This window comes from Streptomyces populi (assembly GCF_002911015.1).
Lineage (GTDB): Bacteria > Actinomycetota > Actinomycetes > Streptomycetales > Streptomycetaceae > Streptomyces > Streptomyces populi.
In genome coordinates this window covers 1-17913 of the sequence record NZ_KZ626992.1, presented here as the reverse complement: position 1 = coordinate 17913, position 17913 = coordinate 1, and the positions used below count along the sequence as shown (strand labels likewise).

Below are 17913 nucleotides of genomic sequence, written 5' to 3'. Positions count from 1 at the left end.
TCGACCTGACGGAGCAGGACTCGCCGCTGGCGTCGCTCGGACTCTCCTTCGTGCCGCTCGGAGTGACACTGCTGTGGGCGGTGACCCTGTGGCTCGGCGCCCGGCTCTGCCTCCGCGGCGCGACCGCCGCCGGAAAGCGCCTCGACGCCACGGAATCCCTGTTCCTGGGCCTGCGCAGCGTGCTGTCGGCCGTGCTCGGGTCCGTCCTGCTGGCCTGGGCGGCCGGAACCTCGGTCACCCGGCCCTCCGACGCGTCGGCGTCGTCCCTGGCACCCCTGCTGGACCTTCCGGATGTCACGCTGTCGGTGACCTGCTCACCGCTGCGCGCGGCCTGGTGGACCTTGGTGCTGGCGTCCGTGGTGCTGTTCCCCACGCTGTGCCGGACAACGATGTCGGCCTGGGCCGCCCGCCGGCCGGGCCTCGGTGACTGGCTCCGCGCGGGCCGCCTGGCGGGCGTGGCACTGGCCGTGCCCCTCTCGCTGGCGAGCCTCGCCGGCGTGGTGTTCCTGGTGTCCGAGGGCGGCTTCTCCGCGCTGGTACCCGCGGTGCTTCTCGCCCCGAACCTCGGCGCGACCCTCCTGGCTCTCGGTTCCGGAGCGTCCGTCGACTTCACCGACACCCTGGTCATCACGGACACGTCCTCCTCGGGCCCGGGCGGTGACGGCTCGGGGACGGCCGTTTCCCTGTTCGACCTCCATGCCCTCGGCGGATGGGTCTGGGTGTCCGTACTGCTCGGCGTGGTGGCCGCGGTGGTGCTGGGCGCGGGTGTCCTCCGTGAGGCGGCCCGCCCCGCCACCGCCGTGCGCGCCCTGGTGTGCTTCGTCGCGGGTTTCCTGCTGTCCGCGGTGACGGCGGGAGTCACGGTCGAGCTGTCCTCCTCCTTCAGCGAGTCGTCGCGCCTGGCCTACCTGTTCGCGGCGTCCCTGAAGATGTCCCCGACGGACGGCAGCGCGCTGGCGGTCGGACCGGCCGTCCCCACCGTCCTGCTCGCGGCGACGGTGTGGGCCGCGCTCGGCGCGTTCGGCGTACCGGCGATGGCCCGCCGGCTCGGCATCACGCGCATCGAGGACGCGCCCGGGTTCTCGGCCCTCCGGAGGCGTCCGAGCGGTCGGCCCGGCCCCGTGCCGACCGCCGTGGCAGCCGCTCCCGTCCCCGGCACGGTCTCTGTCCCCGTTCCCGCCGTGGCACCGGTGGCCGCCGCCATGCCCCTGGCTCCGCCGGTGGTGCCGCAGGTGCCGGACGTCGTGCCGGCCGACGCCGACCCGCAGGCCGACGACGCGGCGACGCCTCCGGCGGAGGACCACCCCGCGGAGGAAGCCGCGGCCGAGGTCTCCCCGGCCCCGACGGCCACTCCGCCGGCGCCCCCGGAGCCCGGCCCTGCCGCCGGTCTCCTCAAGCCCCCCGCCCCGGCACACCCCGGCGCTCGTTTCCAGGCCGCGCCGGCGGGCGGTGCGGAGAATCATGCCGCCGCCTTCGCCAACCTGCCGACCGGCCACATGACGCCCCCCGGCGTCGTGCACCAGGCCGTCCACGCCCCCGTGCCGCAAGTCGTTCACGCTCCCGTGCCCCGGCCCGGACAGCGCAAGATCGGCTGGGGTGTCGTCACGGTGACCCTCGTGGCGAGCGCGGTCCTCGCCGGAGGTGTCACGGCGGCCGGGGTATGGCTGACCTCCCACCGGTCGGCCTCCCCGTCGCACACGACGCGCGCGACCGACGATGCCGTGGTCCCGGGGCCCGGCGCCCCTTCTCCGTCTTCGACTCCCGCCCCGGCCCCGGCCGATCCGTCCACCGAGCCGTCCGGCCCCGACGTATCGCCTTCCGCCTCGCGGCTGTCACCGGAAGACATCATCACTCAGGTACAGAGCATGCTGGAGGAGAGCATCCCTCAGCGCTCACGGGTGAAAAGCGCCATCACCGCAGGCAGTAGCTGCTCGTACGGCACGAAGCCCGTCAAGGACGCACATGATGCGCTGCGGGAGGTGGCGGTGGAACGCGACGACCTCGCCCGGCGGGTCGACCTGCTCACGCCGCAGGCGGACGGCGACCTGGCCGAGGCGCTGGGCGACCTGTCGCGAGCCTGGAGGGAATCGGCGGAGGCGGACCGGGACTACGCCACGTGGGTGTCGGAAACCATCGGCTTCATCGATGAGGACGGCGTCATGGGATGCGGGTTCGGCGAGACGCGTGGCAAGGAGGACCTGCCCACAACCCACGGCGACGAGGCGACCAAGGCCAAGCAGTCCTTCGTCGCCCTGTGGAATCCCATAGCCATGCAGCACAGCTTGACGCCGATCGCCTTCGACGACATCTAGTCGAGCGGGCCCCTTCAGACCGCGCCGCACCACCCGCACCCCACGCGGGCGGTGCGGCGCGGCCGCCTTCCCGGACGAGACACCGCCATCCCGGTGACCACGCGGAGTGCCTGCCGCGGGCCGCCCGTGGCATCGGGAACGCTGGACCCGCGGGACGGCACGGTCGCACGGTCACGGCAGAAGGCAGCGGGGCGAAGCGGTGATCAGGGGTCCGAGAAGGCGGCGTCGAGAGGCGATCCGCTCCACCCTGCGATCGCTCCTGACCTCGGCCGTCCTCGTGACCCTCTACTACCTGCTCCCGCTCGACAAGGCCTTCACCCCGACCACCGTCGTCACGCTCGTCGTCGGCATCGCGGCGGTGGCCCTGCTCCTGTCCTGGCAGATCCGTGAGATCACCCGGGCCCCGCGGCCCGAACTGCGGGCCATGGAGGCGCTGGCGACCAGCGCCCCGCTCTACATGCTCCTCTTCACGATCACCTACTACCTGATGGAGCGCAGCGCGCCGGCCAGCTTCAGCGAGACGCTGTCGCGGACCGACGCCCTGTACTTCACCGTGACGGTCTTCAGCACGGTCGGCTTCGGGGACATCACCCCGCGCAGCGAGACGGCCCGGGTGCTGGTCACCGGGCAGATGACGGTGAACGTCCTGCTGATCGGCGTGGCCGCCCGGCTCCTCGTGTCGGCGGTCCAGCAGGGCAGGAACCAGCAGAACGTGCCAGGCCCCGGCGCGGGGGACGACGGGCCCTCGTACGAACGGTGACCGAGGCGTCCGCGCCCTCGACGGCCGGACCCTACGCGCCGGATTCGGATTCGATCTCCGCCTCGGCCACCGCGATCGCCATGCCGAACGCCCTGGCGATGTTGCCGGCCGCCGTCATGACACGGGCGGTGCCCACGATGGGGGCGATGGCCACGAGGACGTCCTGGACCTGAGCCATGGTCAGGTCGGCCTGAATGGCGGGGTCGATGTGCGCGAGGTAGGAGATGGGAGGCGCGTCGGAGGCGGCGAGGGCCGCGATGCGCGTGAGGAGGAGCTGGTCCGTGGGCAGTTCGCACCGCTCGACCGAATCGACGGTCATGGCGGCGATGGTGTCGAGGACAGGGGTGTCGGATGCTGTGGTCATGGCTGCCGGTCTCCTGACACGCGGACGGGGGCGCCGCAGGCGGAGGGAATCGCTGTCCGCCGACGCCACTTGATGCGTCAACCGTAGGTGCATTCCGGGCAGGGCGCGCGCGGAGGCGCCGGGCGGGTGGTGCCCGTCGCGCCCGGACCGGCAGCCGCCCATGGCCGCACACCTCCCGCCCGGGCCGGACGGCGCCCGGGTCCGGCGCGGGACCACCTGCGGTCGGGGCAGGGGCCGTTCGGCGTGCGGCGCTCATCGGCTCGTCCTCGGTACGGGCGTCCCTCGCCCCTGGCCGCGCGAGCGCGGGGGACGGGTCCCGGCCACTGCCGGGACCCGTCCCCCGCGTTCGCGCGGCCCCCGTCAGGCACCGACGTACGCCGCCAGGTGTTCGCCGGTGAGGGTGGAGCGGGCGGCGACGAGGTCGGCCGGAGTGCCCTCGAACACGAGCCGGCCGCCGTCGTGGCCGGCTCCGGGGCCGAGGTCGATGATCCAGTCGGCGTGTGCCATGACCGCTTGGTGGTGCTCGACGACGATGACCGACTTGCCCGAGTCGACGAGCCGGTCGAGGAGTCCGAGCAACTGCTCGACGTCGGCCAGGTGCAGGCCCGTGGTCGGCTCGTCGAGGACGTACACGCCGCCCTTGTCGGCCATGTGCGTGGCGAGCTTGAGCCGCTGGCGCTCGCCGCCGGACAGCGTGGTGAGCGGCTGCCCGAGGGTGAGGTAGCCGAGTCCGACGTCGGCGAGCCGGGCGAGGATCCGCTGAGCGGCCGGCGTCTGCGCCTCCCCGGCACCGAAGAACTCCCCCGCCTCGTCCACCGACATCGCGAGCACCTCGCTGATGTCACGGCCGCCGAGGTGGTACTCCAGGACCGAGGCGTCGAACCGCTTGCCCTCGCAGTCCTCGCAGGTGGTGGCGACACCGGCCATCATGGCCAGGTCCGTGTAGATGACGCCGGCGCCGTTGCAGGTGGGGCAGGCGCCCTCGGAGTTGGCGCTGAACAGCGCCGGCTTCACGTCGTTGGCCTTCGCGAAGGCCTTGCGGATCGGGTCGAGCAGACCGGTGTACGTCGCCGGATTGCTCCGCCGCGACCCGCGGATCGGAGCCTGGTCGACCGACACCACACCCTCGTCGGCCGGGATGGACCCGTGCACCAGCGAGCTCTTGCCGGAACCCGCGACGCCGGTGACGACGACCAGCACCCCGAGCGGGATGTCGACGTCCACGTCGCGCAGGTTGTTCGCCGACGCGCCGCGGATCTCCAGCGTTCCGGTGGGCTCGCGCGGCGTCTCCTTGACCTTGGCGCGGTCGTCGAAGTGCCGGCCGGTGACCGTGCCGCCGTTGCGCAGCTCCTCGACCGTTCCCTCGAAACAGACCGAGCCGCCGCCCGTACCGGCGCCGGGGCCGAGGTCGACGACGTGGTCGGCGATCACGATGGTCTCCGGCTTGTGCTCCACGACGAGCACGGTGTTGCCCTTGTCCCGCAGCCGCAGCAGGAGGTCGTTCATCCGCTGGATGTCATGGGGGTGCAGACCGGCCGTGGGCTCGTCGAAGACGTAGGTGACGTCGGTGAGCGAGGAGCCGAGGTGGCGGATCATCTTGACGCGCTGCGCCTCGCCGCCGGACAGGGTGCCCGCCGGGCGGTCCAGGGCGAGGTAGCCGAGGCCGATCTCCACGAACGAGTCCAGGGTCTGCCGGAGCGCGGAGAGCAGGGGCGCGACCGAGGGCTCGTCGAGACCGCGGACCCATTCGGCCAGGTCGCTGATCTGCATCGCGCAGGCGTCGGCGATGCTGATGCGCCCGATCTTCGACGAACGGGCGCCCTCGCCGAGCCGGGTGCCCTCGCACTCGGGACAGGCGGCGAAGGTGACGGCCCGGTCCACGAACGCCCGGATGTGCGGCTGCATCGCCTCCTTGTCCTTGGAGAGCATCGACTTCTGGATCCGCGGGATCAGCCCTTCGTACGTCATGTTGATGCCCGCGATCTTCATCCGGGTCGGCTCGTGGTGGAGGAAGTCGTGGAGCTCCTTCTTCGTGTACCTGCGGATCGGCTTGGCCGGGTCGACGAGGCCCGACTCCTTGTAGAGCCGCATGTTCCAGCCGTCCGAGCCGTAGCCGGGGATCGTGATCGCGCCCTCGTCGAGCGACTTGGAGTCGTCGTAGAGCTGGGTGAGGTCGATGTCGGAGACCGTGCCCCGGCCCTCGCAGCGCACGCACATGCCGCCGGTGCGGTTGAAGGTCGCCTTCACCGCCTTCTTGGCACCGCGCTCCACGGTGATGGCACCGCTCGCGCTGACCGAGGGCACGTTGAAGGCGTACGCGCTGGGCGGGCCGATGTGCGGCTCGCCGAGCCGGCTGAACAGGATGCGCAGCATCGCGTTGGCGTCGGTGGCGGTACCGACCGTGGAGCGGGGGTCGGCGCCCATCCGCTGCTGGTCGACGATGATCGCGGTGGTCAGTCCTTCGAGGACGTCGACCTCGGGCCGCGCGAGCGTGGGCATGAACCCCTGCACGAAGCTGCTGTAGGTCTCGTTGATCAGCCGCTGCGACTCGGCGGCGATCGTGTCGAACACCAGCGAGCTCTTGCCCGAGCCGGACACACCGGTGAACACCGTCAGCCGGCGCTTCGGGATCTCGATGCTGACGTCCTTGAGATTGTTCTCGCGCGCGCCGAGCACGCGGATCAGATCGTGGCTGTCGGCGCCGTGCGGCGCGAACGGTCCCGGGTCCGTCCTCGTGTCCTTGCTCATCGTGTCTCCATCTGTCGGGCGGGACCGTCCTCACGGTCTCCGCCGGCATCGCCTGCCCCGATCCAACCAGCTCCGCGCGGCGCGCCGGGTCCGCTTCGCGCCACGCTAGGCGAGACAGGGCCGTGGGTGCTTCTCGAATCCTGATCGTCTGGGGAAGTGTCGGATCCGGGGCGAGAATCGGAAGGTGACCATGCCTTCCGACGCGTCGCCCATGTCAGGTCGGACCCGGTGCGGCAACCGCGCCCGCAGCCCGCTGCACGCGTTCCTGCGGACGGAGACCGGCAGCGCCGCCGTGCTGCTCGCCGCCGCCCTGGCGGCGCTGGCCTGGGCCAACATCGGTCCCCACGCGTACGAGACGGTGTGGGGCACCGAACTGTCGGTCCGCGTCGGATCGGGCGGGGTGTCGCTGGACCTGCGCGAGTGGGTGAACAGCGGCCTGATGACGTTCTTCTTCTTCGTCGTCGGTCTGGAGGCGCGCCGCGAGTTCGACCTGGGCGAGCTGCGGGAACGCCGCCGGGTCACCCTGCCGCTGCTGGCGGGGCTCAGCGGCATGGTCGTCCCCGTCGCCGTCTATCTGGCCATCACCTCGGGCCACGGCCCGGCGGCGCACGGCTGGGGTGCCGCCATGTCGACGGACACCGCCTTCGCCCTGGGCATGCTCGCCGTCTTCGGCTCCCGCCTGCCCTCCGGCCTGCGGGTCTTCATGCTCACCATCGCCGTCGTGGACGACTTCCTGGCCCTGGCGGTCGTCGTGGTCGCCTACAGCGACACGATCGCGCTGCCCGCGCTGCTGACGGCGCTCGGTCTGTTCGTGGTCGTCCTGCTGCTGCGGCGCACGATCGGCGCCCGGGTTCCCTCCCTGTACGGAGTGCTGGGCGTGGCGATCTGGGTGGCGCTCCTGAAGTCGGGCGTCGACCCCGTGGTGACGGGGCTCGCGATGGGCATGCTGACCTACGCGCACACGGCGGAGCGCAGCGATCTGGAGCACGCCAGCCGGCTGTTCCGGCGTTTTCGCGAGCAGCCGACGCCGGAGCTGGAGCGCACGGTGCGGCGGGGTCTGGCCTCGACGCTCTCCCCGAACGAACGGCTCCAGCAGATGTTCCATCCCTGGACCAGTTACGTGATCGTGCCGCTCTTCGCCCTGGCCAACGCCGGCATCACACTGAGCGCCGGTCAGCTGGCCGACGCCTTCACCTCGCCGGTCACCCTGGGCATCCTCGTCGGCTACCTGCTCGGCAAGCCCGTCGGCGTCATCGGCGGCACCTGGCTCGCCACGCGCGCCGGCCGCGGGCGTCTTCACCCTCCGGTGGGCTGGGGCGCCATCACCGCGGGCGGCACACTGGCGGGCGTGGGCTTCACCGTGGCCCTGCTGATCGCTTCGCTGGCCTTCGACGGCGACCGGCTGGAGCAGGCGAAGATCGGCATTCTGGCCGCGGTCGCGGGTTCGTTCCTGCTCACCTGGGCCGTCACCCTGGTGCTCGGTGCCCTCTCCGCGCGTTCGCGCGCGCGGGCCCTGCTCGGCACCGGCGAGACGATCATCGACCTGAGCGAACCCGTCGACGTGGAGCGCGACCACGTGCGCGGGCCGCTCGACGCGCCGGTGACCCTCGTCGAGTACGGCGACTTCGAGTGTCCCTACTGCGGTCTGGCCGAGTCCGTGGTGCGCGAACTGCTCACCGACTTCGGTGACGTCCGCTACGTGTGGCGCCATCTCCCGCTCACCGACGTGCACCCGGGCGCCCAGCTCGCCGCCCAGGCCGCCGAGGCGGCGGCCCGCCAGGACCGCTACTGGGAGATGCACGACCTCCTCATGGGACACCAGGGCGATCTGGGGCCGAAGGACCTGTTCCGGTACGCCGCCCGGCTCGGCCTCGACAGCGACCGCTTCCGCGAGGACCTGCGGAGCGGGACGGGCGCGGCCCGGATCGCCATGGACGTCGAGTCGGCCGATCTCAGCGGCGTCTCGGGCACTCCGACGTTCTTCGTCAACGGCCGCCGTCACTACGGCGCCTACGACATCGCCTCCCTGACGGCGGCCGTGCGCGCCGCACGTCAGCGGACGACGCTCACGGGAGCGAACCGGGAGAGCTGAGTTCAGCTCGCGCGGGCGCGCAGGCGGCGCAGCATGCGGGCGTCCTCGAAGCCCACGGCACGGGCGGCGGCGTCGACGGTGACGCCGTGGCTGATGAGGTGCTCGGCGCGCTCCAGGCGCAGGGCCTGCTGGTAACGCAGTGGTGTGAGACCGCCGGTCGCGCGGGCGAAGAGGCGGGTGAGGGTGCGTTCGCTCACGCCGACGGCCGCGGCCAGTTCCGGCAGGGGCACCGGGTGGTCGAAACGGGCGTCGAGCAGGTCCTGGGCGCGGTGCACGGTGTCGTCCAGGTGCGACCGGTGCCGGAGCATCGCGCTGGCCTGGGGTTCGTGGCCGTTGCGCCGTGCGTAGACCACCATGTCCCGGGCCACCCGCGCGGCCACCGCCGGGCCGTGCCGGGTGGCGACCAGGTGCAGGGCGAGATCGATGCCGCTGGCGATGCCCGCCGACGTGACCACCCGATCGTCCTCCGTGTACAGGACGTCGCGGACCACCGCCGCCCGGGGGTGGCGGCGGGCGAGTTCGTCCTGGACGTCGTGGTGGGTGGTGCACCGGCGGCCGTCGAGCAGCCCGGCCCGGCCGAGCGCGTCGGCTCCCGCGCAGACGCTGGCGACGGTGCCGCCTCTCGCGTGGTGGTCCCGGAGGGCCCGCAGGCTCGCCTCGTCGATGCGGGGCCCCTCGGCGAGGGTGAGCGCCCGCCAGCCGGGCACGACGATCAGGTCCTCGGGGCCGAGCTCGGGCCAGTCGAGCCGGGTCACCAGGGGCAGCCCCTGGGCGGTGACGACCTCCGGCCGCTCGGCGACGTAGCCGAGGGTGTAGGGGTGCCCGAAGTCGGCGGCCGTGGAGAAGACCTGCGCGGGGCCGGCCAGGTCCAGCAGATGGACTCCGGGCACCAGGAAGAAGACGACGTGGCTCACGATCCGGTCATCATGCCCGAGAGGCGGCGGAGGTTTCCAGCTCGTCGACCGTGGCGATGGTGGCGAAGCGCCCGGACAGGGCGTACTCGGTGCGCCTGACGACGTCCTCGGCGCTCAGCGTGCGGGGGTCGGCCAGCAGTTCCGCCACGCTCTGTCCGGCGGGGGCGTCGCGGTGCGGGACGGGGTTGGTGGCGGTGGCGTCGGTGACGAAGGTGACCTGGTAGCCGAGGTCGCTCGCGAGGCGGGCGGTGGTCTCCACGCACTGCTCGGTCCGGATCCCGCAGACCGTGAGCTCGCGGACACCGCGTTCCGTGAGGAGTTGTTGCAGGTTGGTGGTGGTGAAGGCGTTGTGCGAGGTCTTGTGGATCAGTGGTTCCCCGTCCCGGCGCGAGAGCTCGTCCATCAGCCGGACATGGCCGAGGGCGGGGTCGAAGACGCCGCCGCTGCCGGGCTCCGAGTGCAGCACCCACACCACCGTGTCGCCGGCCCGACGGGCGAGCCCGACGAGCCGGTCCACCTGGCGGGTGATCTTCGGGTCGGAGATGGTCTCCCACAGGGGGTGGGCGCGGAAGGATTCCTGGACGTCGATGACGATCAGTGCTCGGGTCATGCCTCCACTCTGACCGGCGCCCGGGGCACGGGTACAGGCCCCATCGGGTCGGGGTGCGGACCGATCCGGTCACGTCGAGGGCCGCTCGGGCGAGGGTTCCGCGATCCCGGCCGCGCGGGCCGGGACACCGGAGGTCCGCCGTCGCGCCGCCAGGGCGGGGCCGGCCGTACCGGGGCCGGACGACGGACACATGAACACGAGGGCGCCACACCCATGTACATGGGACAGACATGAACACTCGAGGACACGGGACATGAACACGGCGAGGCGTGAGACATGAACACCATGGGACATGGGACCCGCTCGGCGGTGTCCAGGACCCGGGGCCAGGACCGGGACCGGGACCAGGGGGATCCGGCCATGACGCCCCCACCCCGGGGAACACATCCAGCCATAGTCGGCCATGGTGGTCGCAGGCATGAAACATCTCCCCCAACTCCCGGCAGTTAATTGATTGTTGGGGTCCAAGCACTAGGCAAGAGGGGTCACGGTGGCGATCATTCCTGTCATGAACCTGCTGCCCGATGGACGGGTTGCAGCCTCATGGAGGTGTTGGGATGCACCGAAAACTCGCCACCGGCCTCGCCGCCTCGGCCATGGCCCTGGCAGCCGTCACGGCGACCGCCACAGCCGCCAGCGCCGTCCCCGCGGACAAGCCCCAAGTGCTGTCCGGCTGGACCCAGACCAGTGCGTCGAGCTACAACGCATGGGTCGCCGCCCGCGCCAACCAGTCCGCATGGTCGGCGTACGCCTTCGACTGGTCCACCGACTACTGCTCCACATCGCCGGACAACCCGTTCGGCTTCCCCTTCGCCACCTCGTGCGCCCGCCACGACTTCGGCTACCGCAACTACAAGGCCGCCGGCGCCTTCGACGCCAACAAGTCCCGTCTCGACAGCGCCTTCTACGAAGACCTCAAGCGGGTCTGCTCCGCGTACAGCGGTGCCACGAAGACCAGTTGCAACAGCACGGCCTGGACCTACTACCAGGCGGTCAAGGCCCTCGGCTGACGCCCGTCCCGCACACGGGAGGCGTCGTACGCGGTGCGAACGGCGGATGACATGTGTCCGCCCGCGCTCCGGTGCGGCGCGAGCCGGCTCCCGTACACCCGGACCCCGCCGACGGACCGTCGATCCGTCACGGCGGCCGGTGCCCGTCAGGTCCCGGACCACCCCCGCATCCCGCCACGCCCCACCTTGTCGTGCCCTCGTCCCGTGTCGTCCACCGGACCGCTCGGGGCGCCATGACCGTGTGGGGCGTGGACCGGGCGGCACACCGGTCCGTGGACCGGCCGGCACCGGTCTGCGCCCACCGTGGGCGAGGCGGCTCGCGGGATCAAGGGCGCCGGCGGGGCGGGGCCGTCCCGCCACGGTCCCGCCGACCGCACCCGTGACGCGACGGACACCGGCCCGGCACGGGCGGATCGTCCGTGAGGCGGTTTCGACCGGGCGGACCCAGAATGAATGGGACGGCCTCGTACCCCGGCCGTCGAGCCGTCTCGGGGCAGTCGGATCGTGACCGTTGGCCTTGCGGTCCCGGCCCCTTGAGGCTCGGGACTTGCGAGCGCGCGGGTGGTCGAACGATGAAGACGGACGAGCCGGCAGCCACGGCCGACGAGAGCAGAGCGTCACGCGGGGCGAGTCGCGCTCCCGCCCCGCCCGCGGACACCGATCCGGCGGAGGACCCGGCGGCTCCCGGGGGCGTCCACCACGACGAGGCGGTCGCCCTGCACCGCCTGGCCATGAGGCTGAAGGCCGCCTACCCCTCGGTCGACCCGTCCGTCGTGGACCAGGTGGTCGCCGCGGCCCGCGGTTCCTTCAGGCAGGCGAAGGTCAGGACCTACGTCCCGATCCTGGTCGAGCGCAGGGTCCGCGCGCTGCTCGCCGGCCTCGACGGGGACGGGACCGCGTCCGCACGGCCGGCCGGGGGCGGTCCGGGTCCCGAGGGGTCGGGGCCGGCGCGGACCGCGGAGCAGTCCGCCGAGGGCCCACGGCGCTCTCCCCTGCCGGGCCGGTGGATACCCGCCAGGCTCCGGCCCGCACCCGCGTCCGCCTCCGACCTGGGCGGCGCCGGTGAGGGCCCATGACCGTGCGGTGCCCACCGTGACAGGAGAAGAGGCGGGTCGTCATGACGGATGCCAGGGCCGAGCGCGTCGCGAGGTTCATCGAGCCGCTGCGGGTCGAACCGGGGTCACGGGTGGACCTGGGCAAGGATTTCGACCCCCGGTACAAGGCCGGGCTGAAGAAGAAGCAGGGGGCCGAGGTGCTGCGCACGGGCGTGTCGCTGCTGGCCGAGTACCAGGAACGGCTGGCGGCCCAGGACACGTACGGCGTACTGCTGTGTCTCCAGGCGCTGGACGCCGGGGGCAAGGACGGCACGATCCGGCACGTCATGAGCGGGGTGAACCCGCAGGGCGTCAAGGTCAGCAGCTTCAAACAGCCCTCCGCCGAGGAACTCGACCACGACTTCCTGTGGCGGTACGCCGCCAGACTGCCCGCCCGCGGCGACATCGCGATCTTCAACCGTTCGCACTACGAGGAGGTGCTCGTCGTCCGGGTCCACCCGGAGGTCCTCGACCGGCAGCGGCTGCCGGAGGACGTGCGCGGGCCGGACATCTGGAGCCGCCGCTACCGGGCCGTCAACGACTGGGAGCGCTACCTGACCGACAACGGGTTCAAGGTCGTGAAGATCTTCCTGAACCTGTCCAAGGAGGAGCAGCGCACCCGATTCATGAAGCGGCTCGACCTGCCGGAGCGGAACTGGAAGTTCTCCGCCGCCGACATCCGGGAGCGCCGGCGGTGGGACGAGTACCAGCACGCGTTCTCCGAGATGCTCACGCACACCAGTACGCCGTGGGCGCCCTGGTACGTCGTGCCGGCGGACCGGAAGTGGTTCGCGCGCATCTCCACGGCGGCGGTCCTGGTGCACACGCTCATGGACATCGATCCCGCTTACCCGGTGCTCGGCAAGGAGGCGCGCAAGGATCTCCGGGCCGCGAGGCGGGAACTGGAGGCCGACGCCCCGAAGGGTGCGCCGGCCGATCCGTACGCGGCCCGGCATCCGCTTCCGGCAGCGGACGACGGACGGCGGCGGGGCGGCCGCGGACCGAAGGGGCCGAAGGCGTCCGGCGGGACCTCGCGGACCGGGAAGCGCGAACGCAAGTAGGTCCCTCACGCCGCCCGGGGCACGAGCGGTGGACCGGATCCAGATCGGAGAGCTGAGATGGCGATGCAGTCGAGCGGTCCGAAGGCTCCGGAGCGTGCCGTTCCGGAGCTCTGGTACGCGCGTGATCCGCAGGACGTCGCGTCGGCCTTCGGCGTCGACCCCGCGTCCGGACTCACCGCGGCCCGGGTGGCCGAACTGCTCGCCGAGAACGGGCCGAACGCGCTGCCGGAGGAGAAGCCGAAGCCGGCGTGGCGGCGGTTCGCCGACCAGTACCGCAGCTACATGCAGATCGTGCTCCTGGGGGCGGCGGTCGTGTCGCTGGCGATCGCGGAGTGGACCACCGCGATCCTGCTCGTCCTGCTGACCCTGCTGAACGCGGTCGTGGGACTGCGGCAGGAGGGAAAGGCCGAGAGCGCCATGAACGCGCTCCAGTCCATGCTCACCGCGACGGCCCGGGTCCGGCGGGACGGGACGGAGTCGGAGATCCCGGCGGAGCAGGTCGTGGTCGGCGATGTCCTGCACATCTCCGCCGGGGACCAGGTCCCGGCGGACGGACGGATCGTCGAGGCCCACGCACTGCAGATCGACGAGTCGGCGCTCACCGGGGAGAGCGTCCCCGCGTCGAAGGACGCCGCGACCCTGCCGAAGGTGGTCCTCGGACCGGGCGACCAGTCGAACATGGCGTTCATGCACACGCCGGTCACCCACGGCAGCGGGCTCGTGATCGTCACCGGGACGGGCGAGGGCACCGAACTCGGCAAGATCTCGGAGATGCTGTCGGCGACCCGGAAGGAGGAGGCGCCGCTCACCCAGGAGCTGGACACGCTGACCGTGTGGATCATGGCCGCCGCGGGCCTGACCATGATCGTGATGTTCGCGCTCGGTTTCCGCCGCGGCCAGGCATGGGACGCGCTGTTCGTCAGCGCGGTCTCGCTGGCCATCGCCGCGATTCCCGAGGCCCTGCCCACCGTCACCCAGGCGATCCTGTCCGTCGGCAGCCTCAACCTCGCGAAGCGCAACGCCATCGTGAAGGAGCTGCCGTCCGTCGAGACCCTGGCGTTCACCTCGGCGATCAACTCGGACAAGACCGGCACCCTGACCATGAACCAGATGACGGCCGTCGAGGTGGTCACCACCACCGACCGCTACACCGTCTCGGGCACGGGGTACGGCCTCGAAGGGCGGATCCACCACGCCGCGGGCTCCTCCGCGGGCATCGAGGAGGCGATCCTCCCGTACCTCGTCGCGAACGACGGCAAGCTGGTGGACGGCGAGGTCGTGGGCGACCCGACCGAGGGCGCGTTCCTGGTGCTGGCCCACAAGGCCGGACTGGACATCGAGGCCACCCGCGAGCGGCTGCCCCGGCTCGCCACCCTGCCCTTCGACCCGACGTACAAGCTGATGGCCACCTTCAACTCCACCGTGGACGCCGACGGGCGCCCGGTGGTGCGCTGCTTCGTCAAGGGCGCGGCCCCGGCGGTGCAGGCCCGCGCGACGACCGCGCTCTCGGGCGGCACGACCGTCCCGTGGGACACGGACCTGAACCGCCGTGCCGACGCGCAGGGCGAGCGCATGGGCGGGGAGGGACGCCGGGTGATGGCGGCGGCCACCCGCGACCTGGACCCCGCCGACTTCGATCCGGGCGGCGACCTGCTCGGCTATGTCGTCGGGCTGCGGATGACGAGCCTGGTCGGCATGGTCGACCCGCCGCGCGAGGAGTCCAAGCAGGCCGTGGCCAGCGCCCAGGCCGCTCACATCCGGGTCCGCATGGTGACCGGGGACGACGTCACCACGGGTGCCGCCATCGCCCGGCAACTGGGGATCCCGGGCGAGGCCGTCCTCGGCGCCGACTTCGCCGCGCTGTCGGAGCGCGAGCGGCTGGAGCGGATCGACGGCATCGGCGTGGTGGGACGGGTCGCCCCCGAGCACAAGGTGCTGCTCGCGGACACGCTCAAGAAGAAGGGCGCCGTCGTCGCGATGACCGGCGACGGGGTCAACGACGCCCCGGCCATCAAGGCCGCCGACATCGGCATCGCCATGGGCAGCGGTACGGACGTGGCGAAGAACGCGGCCCGGATGATCCTTTCCGACGACAACTTCACGACGATCGTGTACGCGGTGGAGCAGGGCCGCAAGCTCTACGACAACCTGACCAAGTACATCCGTTTCGTGCTGCTGTTGCTGGTCACCTTCGTCCTGACGTTCCTCGGGGCGACCGTCTTCAACATCGCGGCCGGTGAACCCTTCACCCCGCCGCAGGTGCTGTGGATCCACTTCGTCGTCAACGCCTCGTTCGGCTTCGCGCTCGGCTTCGACCAGGAGAGCGTGGGGCTGATGCGGCGCAGGCCGCGTCCCCGGGGCGAGTCGGTGCTGACCCGGCCCGTGATGGTGACGGTCGGTCTCAGCGGGCTGGCGATCACGCTGATCCTGCTCGGGCTGATCAAGCTGGGCGAGTCCCGCTACGACAGCGTCCACATCGGCAGTTCGATCGCGTTCACCGCGTTCGCGCTCTGCCTGATCGTGGCGGCGTTCGAGTGCCGCAGCGAGACGGACTCGGTGCTGGCGGCGAGCACGTTCGACAGCAAGCAGATGAACTGGACGGCACTCGCGCAGTTCGTCCTCGCGGTCGCGACGACGCAGCTGGACGGGTTCCGCCGCATCCTCGGCACCACCGAGATCGACGCGCGGCAGTTCGGCTGGGCCCTGCTGTCCGCGGTCGCCCTCCTGGTCGTGTGGGAGGTGGGTAAGCTCCTGGCCCGCAGGGCACGGCGCACCGACTGACCGCGCGGGCGCCCCTGCCCCTGAGCCCGCCGGCACGATCCGAAGGACTGGCCCGTGTCGAAGCACCACGGCATCCCGAGCGGAGGATGGCGTCCCCCTGTGCCGGCGCTGCCCGGCCTCCCGGTGCTCCGGCACTACCGGCGGACCTGGCTGCGCGGCGACCTGCTGGCCGGGGTGACGGTGGCGGCCTACCTGGTGCCGCAGGTCATGGCGTACGCCAGTGTCGCGGGGCTGCCGCCCGTGGTGGGTCTGTGGGCGATCCTGCCCGCCATCGTGCTGTACGCCCTGCTGGGATCGTCCCGGCTGCTGTCGGTGGGGCCCGAGTCGACGACGGCGCTGATGACGGCGACGGTCGTCGGACCGCTCGCCGGCGGCGATCCGGAGCGGTACGCGGTGCTGGCCTCGGCGCTCGCGGTCGCCGTCGGGCTGATGTGTCTGGTCGCGTGGGCGGCCCGGCTGGGGTTCGTCGCCGATCTGCTCTCCCGGCCCGTGCTGATCGGGTATCTGGCGGGCGTGGCGCTGATCATGATGGTGGATCAGCTGACGAAGCTCACCGGTGTGCCGACGGACGGTGAGGAATTCTTCCCGAAGCTGTTCTCCTTCCTCGGGAACCTGGACGAGGCCCATCCCGCCACGGTGGCCTTCAGCGCCGCGACGCTGGTCGTCCTGTACGTGGCCACGCGGTTCCGCTGGCGGGTCCCGGGACCGCTGCTGGTCCTGGTCGCCGGTACGGCCGCGTCCGCGGCCTTCGACCTGAAGGACCACGGCCTCGCGGTGATCGGGGAGATCCCGGCCGGGCTCCCCCGCCCGGACTTCCCGCCGCTCGACACGCTGCCGCAACTGCTGCTGCCCGCGGTCGGGGTGCTGCTCGTGGCGTACACCGACTTCATCCTCACCGCGCGCGCCTTCACCACCGAGGACGGCGGCACGTCGATGGACGCCAACCAGGAGCTGCTGGCGCTGGGCGCCGCGAACCTGGGCGCCGGCACCCTCCAGGGGTTCCCGGTGAGCAGCAGCGCCAGCCGTACGGCCCTCGCGCAGTCCACGGGCGGGCGCACCCAGGCGTACGGGCTCACGGCCGGGCTGTCCGTGCTGGCGGTGCTGCTGTTCCTGAGTCCCCTGCTCACCGACACCCCCTCGGCCGTCCTCGGCGCGCTGGTCGTCTACGCGGCGATCCGGATGATCGACCTGGCCGGCTTCCGGCGGCTGGCGTCCTTCCGGCTCCGGGAACTCCTGCTGGCCGTCGGCTGTCTGATCGGCGTCCTCGCCCTCGACATCCTCTACGGGGTGCTGGTGGCCGTGGGGCTGTCGGTCGCCGAGCTGCTGAGCCGGGTGGCGCGCCCGCACGACGCGGTCCAGGGGCTGGTGCCGGGCCTGGCGGGCATGCACGACGTCGACGACTTCCCGGACGCCCGGGTGATCCCCGGTCTGCTGGTCTACCGCTACGACTCCCCGCTGTTCTTCGCCAACGCGGAGGACTTCCGGCGCAGCGCCCTCCTCGCGGTGGCCGAACAGGAGGTCCCGGTCCGGTGGTTCGTCCTCAACGCGGAGGCCAACGTGGAGGTGGACATCACCGCCCTGGACTCGCTGGACGAGCTGCGGCGCGAACTCCGGGAGCGGGGAGTCGAGTTCGCGATGGCCCGGGTCAAGCAGGACCTGCGCGACGACCTGGACGCCTACGGGCTGAGCGGGTCCGTGGGCGAGGAGCGGATCTTCCCCACGCTGCCCACGGCGGTCGCCGCGTACCGTTCCTGGTGCCGCGACCACGGCGTCGATCCGGGCGACGAGGACGGCGGCCCGGGCGGAACCGCCCGGCCGGAGGCGGGCCTCGGCTGAACGGCGCCCCGCTCACGGCCGGCCGCGGCCGTCCGCGGCCGGTCCCGCGGGCCGGGAATCCTCACGGGATCTCCTGCTCGGCCCAGATGATCTTTCCCTCCGCCGTGTGGCGGGCGCCCCAGCGGTGGGAGAGCTGGGCCACCAGGAACAGGCCCCGGCCGCCCTCGTCCGTGCTCCGGGCGTGCCGGAGCCGCGGGGCGGTGCTGCTGGCGTCGGAGACCTCACAGGTCAGCCGGGTGTCGCAGAGCAGTCTCAGCCTGATGGGCGGTACGGCGTAGCGGATCGCGTTGGTGACGAGTTCGCTCACGACGAGCTCGGTGGTCATGGTGAG

12 protein-coding genes and 1 pseudogene are annotated in these 17913 nt (G+C 72.0%); 8 read left to right on the top strand and 5 right to left on the bottom strand.

Features of this window, described 5'->3' with window-relative positions:
- Both CW362_RS39190 and CW362_RS39185 read left to right on the top strand, forming a co-directional pair.
- Positions 1-2312, top strand: a pseudogene (locus CW362_RS39190) (hypothetical protein); the annotation flags it as partial.
- A 277-nt stretch (positions 2313-2589) separates the two neighbouring features.
- Positions 2590-3072 (top strand): potassium channel family protein, encoded by a 483-nt coding sequence (locus CW362_RS39185; protein ID WP_240658287.1) that lies wholly within the window; start codon positions 2590-2592, stop codon positions 3070-3072.
- 31 nt (positions 3073-3103) lie between these two features.
- Here the strand turns inward: CW362_RS39185 and CW362_RS39180 are convergent, their stop codons facing one another.
- Both CW362_RS39180 and CW362_RS39175 read right to left on the bottom strand, forming a co-directional pair.
- Entirely contained in the window at positions 3104-3436 is a 333-nt protein-coding gene (locus tag CW362_RS39180) for a carboxymuconolactone decarboxylase (RefSeq protein ID WP_103554357.1), read from the bottom strand.
- A 360-nt stretch (positions 3437-3796) separates the two neighbouring features.
- A complete protein-coding gene (locus tag CW362_RS39175; protein ID WP_103554356.1) occupies positions 3797-6184 on the bottom strand; it encodes an ATP-binding cassette domain-containing protein in 2388 nt (795 codons plus the stop codon).
- Between the two features lie 211 nt (positions 6185-6395).
- On the opposite strand from CW362_RS39175, the gene nhaA reads away from it, so the two are divergent.
- The gene (nhaA, locus tag CW362_RS39170; protein WP_376454633.1) at positions 6396-8276 is read left to right on the top strand and encodes a Na+/H+ antiporter NhaA; all 1881 of its coding nucleotides are present in this window, start codon (positions 6396-6398) and stop codon (positions 8274-8276) included.
- A gap of 2 nt (positions 8277-8278) precedes the next feature.
- Here nhaA and CW362_RS39165 read toward each other — a convergent pair whose 3' ends face one another.
- Together CW362_RS39165 and CW362_RS39160 are read right to left on the bottom strand one after the other, a co-directional pair.
- Positions 8279-9190: a GlxA family transcriptional regulator gene (locus tag CW362_RS39165; protein ID WP_103554354.1), complete on the bottom strand. Its 912-nt coding sequence runs from the start codon at positions 9188-9190 to the stop codon at positions 8279-8281.
- A gap of 10 nt (positions 9191-9200) precedes the next feature.
- Positions 9201-9800, bottom strand: a complete 600-nt coding sequence (locus tag CW362_RS39160) for an isochorismatase family protein (protein WP_103554353.1) — start codon at positions 9798-9800, stop codon at positions 9201-9203.
- 557 nt (positions 9801-10357) lie between these two features.
- Between CW362_RS39160 and CW362_RS39155 the strand changes: the two genes are divergently transcribed.
- The 5 genes from CW362_RS39155 to CW362_RS39135 all read left to right on the top strand — a co-directional run bounded on the left by CW362_RS39155 (position 10358) and on the right by CW362_RS39135 (position 17582).
- Positions 10358-10810: a phospholipase gene (locus CW362_RS39155; protein ID WP_103554352.1), complete on the top strand. Its 453-nt coding sequence runs from the start codon at positions 10358-10360 to the stop codon at positions 10808-10810.
- A gap of 572 nt (positions 10811-11382) precedes the next feature.
- Positions 11383-11886, top strand: coding sequence for a three-helix bundle dimerization domain-containing protein (locus tag CW362_RS39150; protein ID WP_103554351.1), 504 nt, complete (start codon positions 11383-11385; stop codon positions 11884-11886).
- A 41-nt stretch (positions 11887-11927) separates the two neighbouring features.
- Complete coding sequence (locus CW362_RS39145; protein WP_103554350.1) at positions 11928-12965, top strand: polyphosphate kinase 2 family protein; 1038 nt, start codon at positions 11928-11930, stop codon at positions 12963-12965.
- A gap of 57 nt (positions 12966-13022) precedes the next feature.
- Complete coding sequence (locus CW362_RS39140) at positions 13023-15746, top strand: cation-translocating P-type ATPase (protein ID WP_103554349.1); 2724 nt, start codon at positions 13023-13025, stop codon at positions 15744-15746.
- A 54-nt stretch (positions 15747-15800) separates the two neighbouring features.
- Entirely contained in the window at positions 15801-17582 is a 1782-nt protein-coding gene (locus CW362_RS39135) for a SulP family inorganic anion transporter (protein ID WP_376454640.1), read from the top strand.
- Between the two features lie 61 nt (positions 17583-17643).
- Here CW362_RS39135 and CW362_RS39130 read toward each other — a convergent pair.
- Positions 17644-17913: ATP-binding protein (locus CW362_RS39130; RefSeq protein ID WP_162684381.1), on the bottom strand; the 270-nt coding region annotated here is incomplete at its 5' end.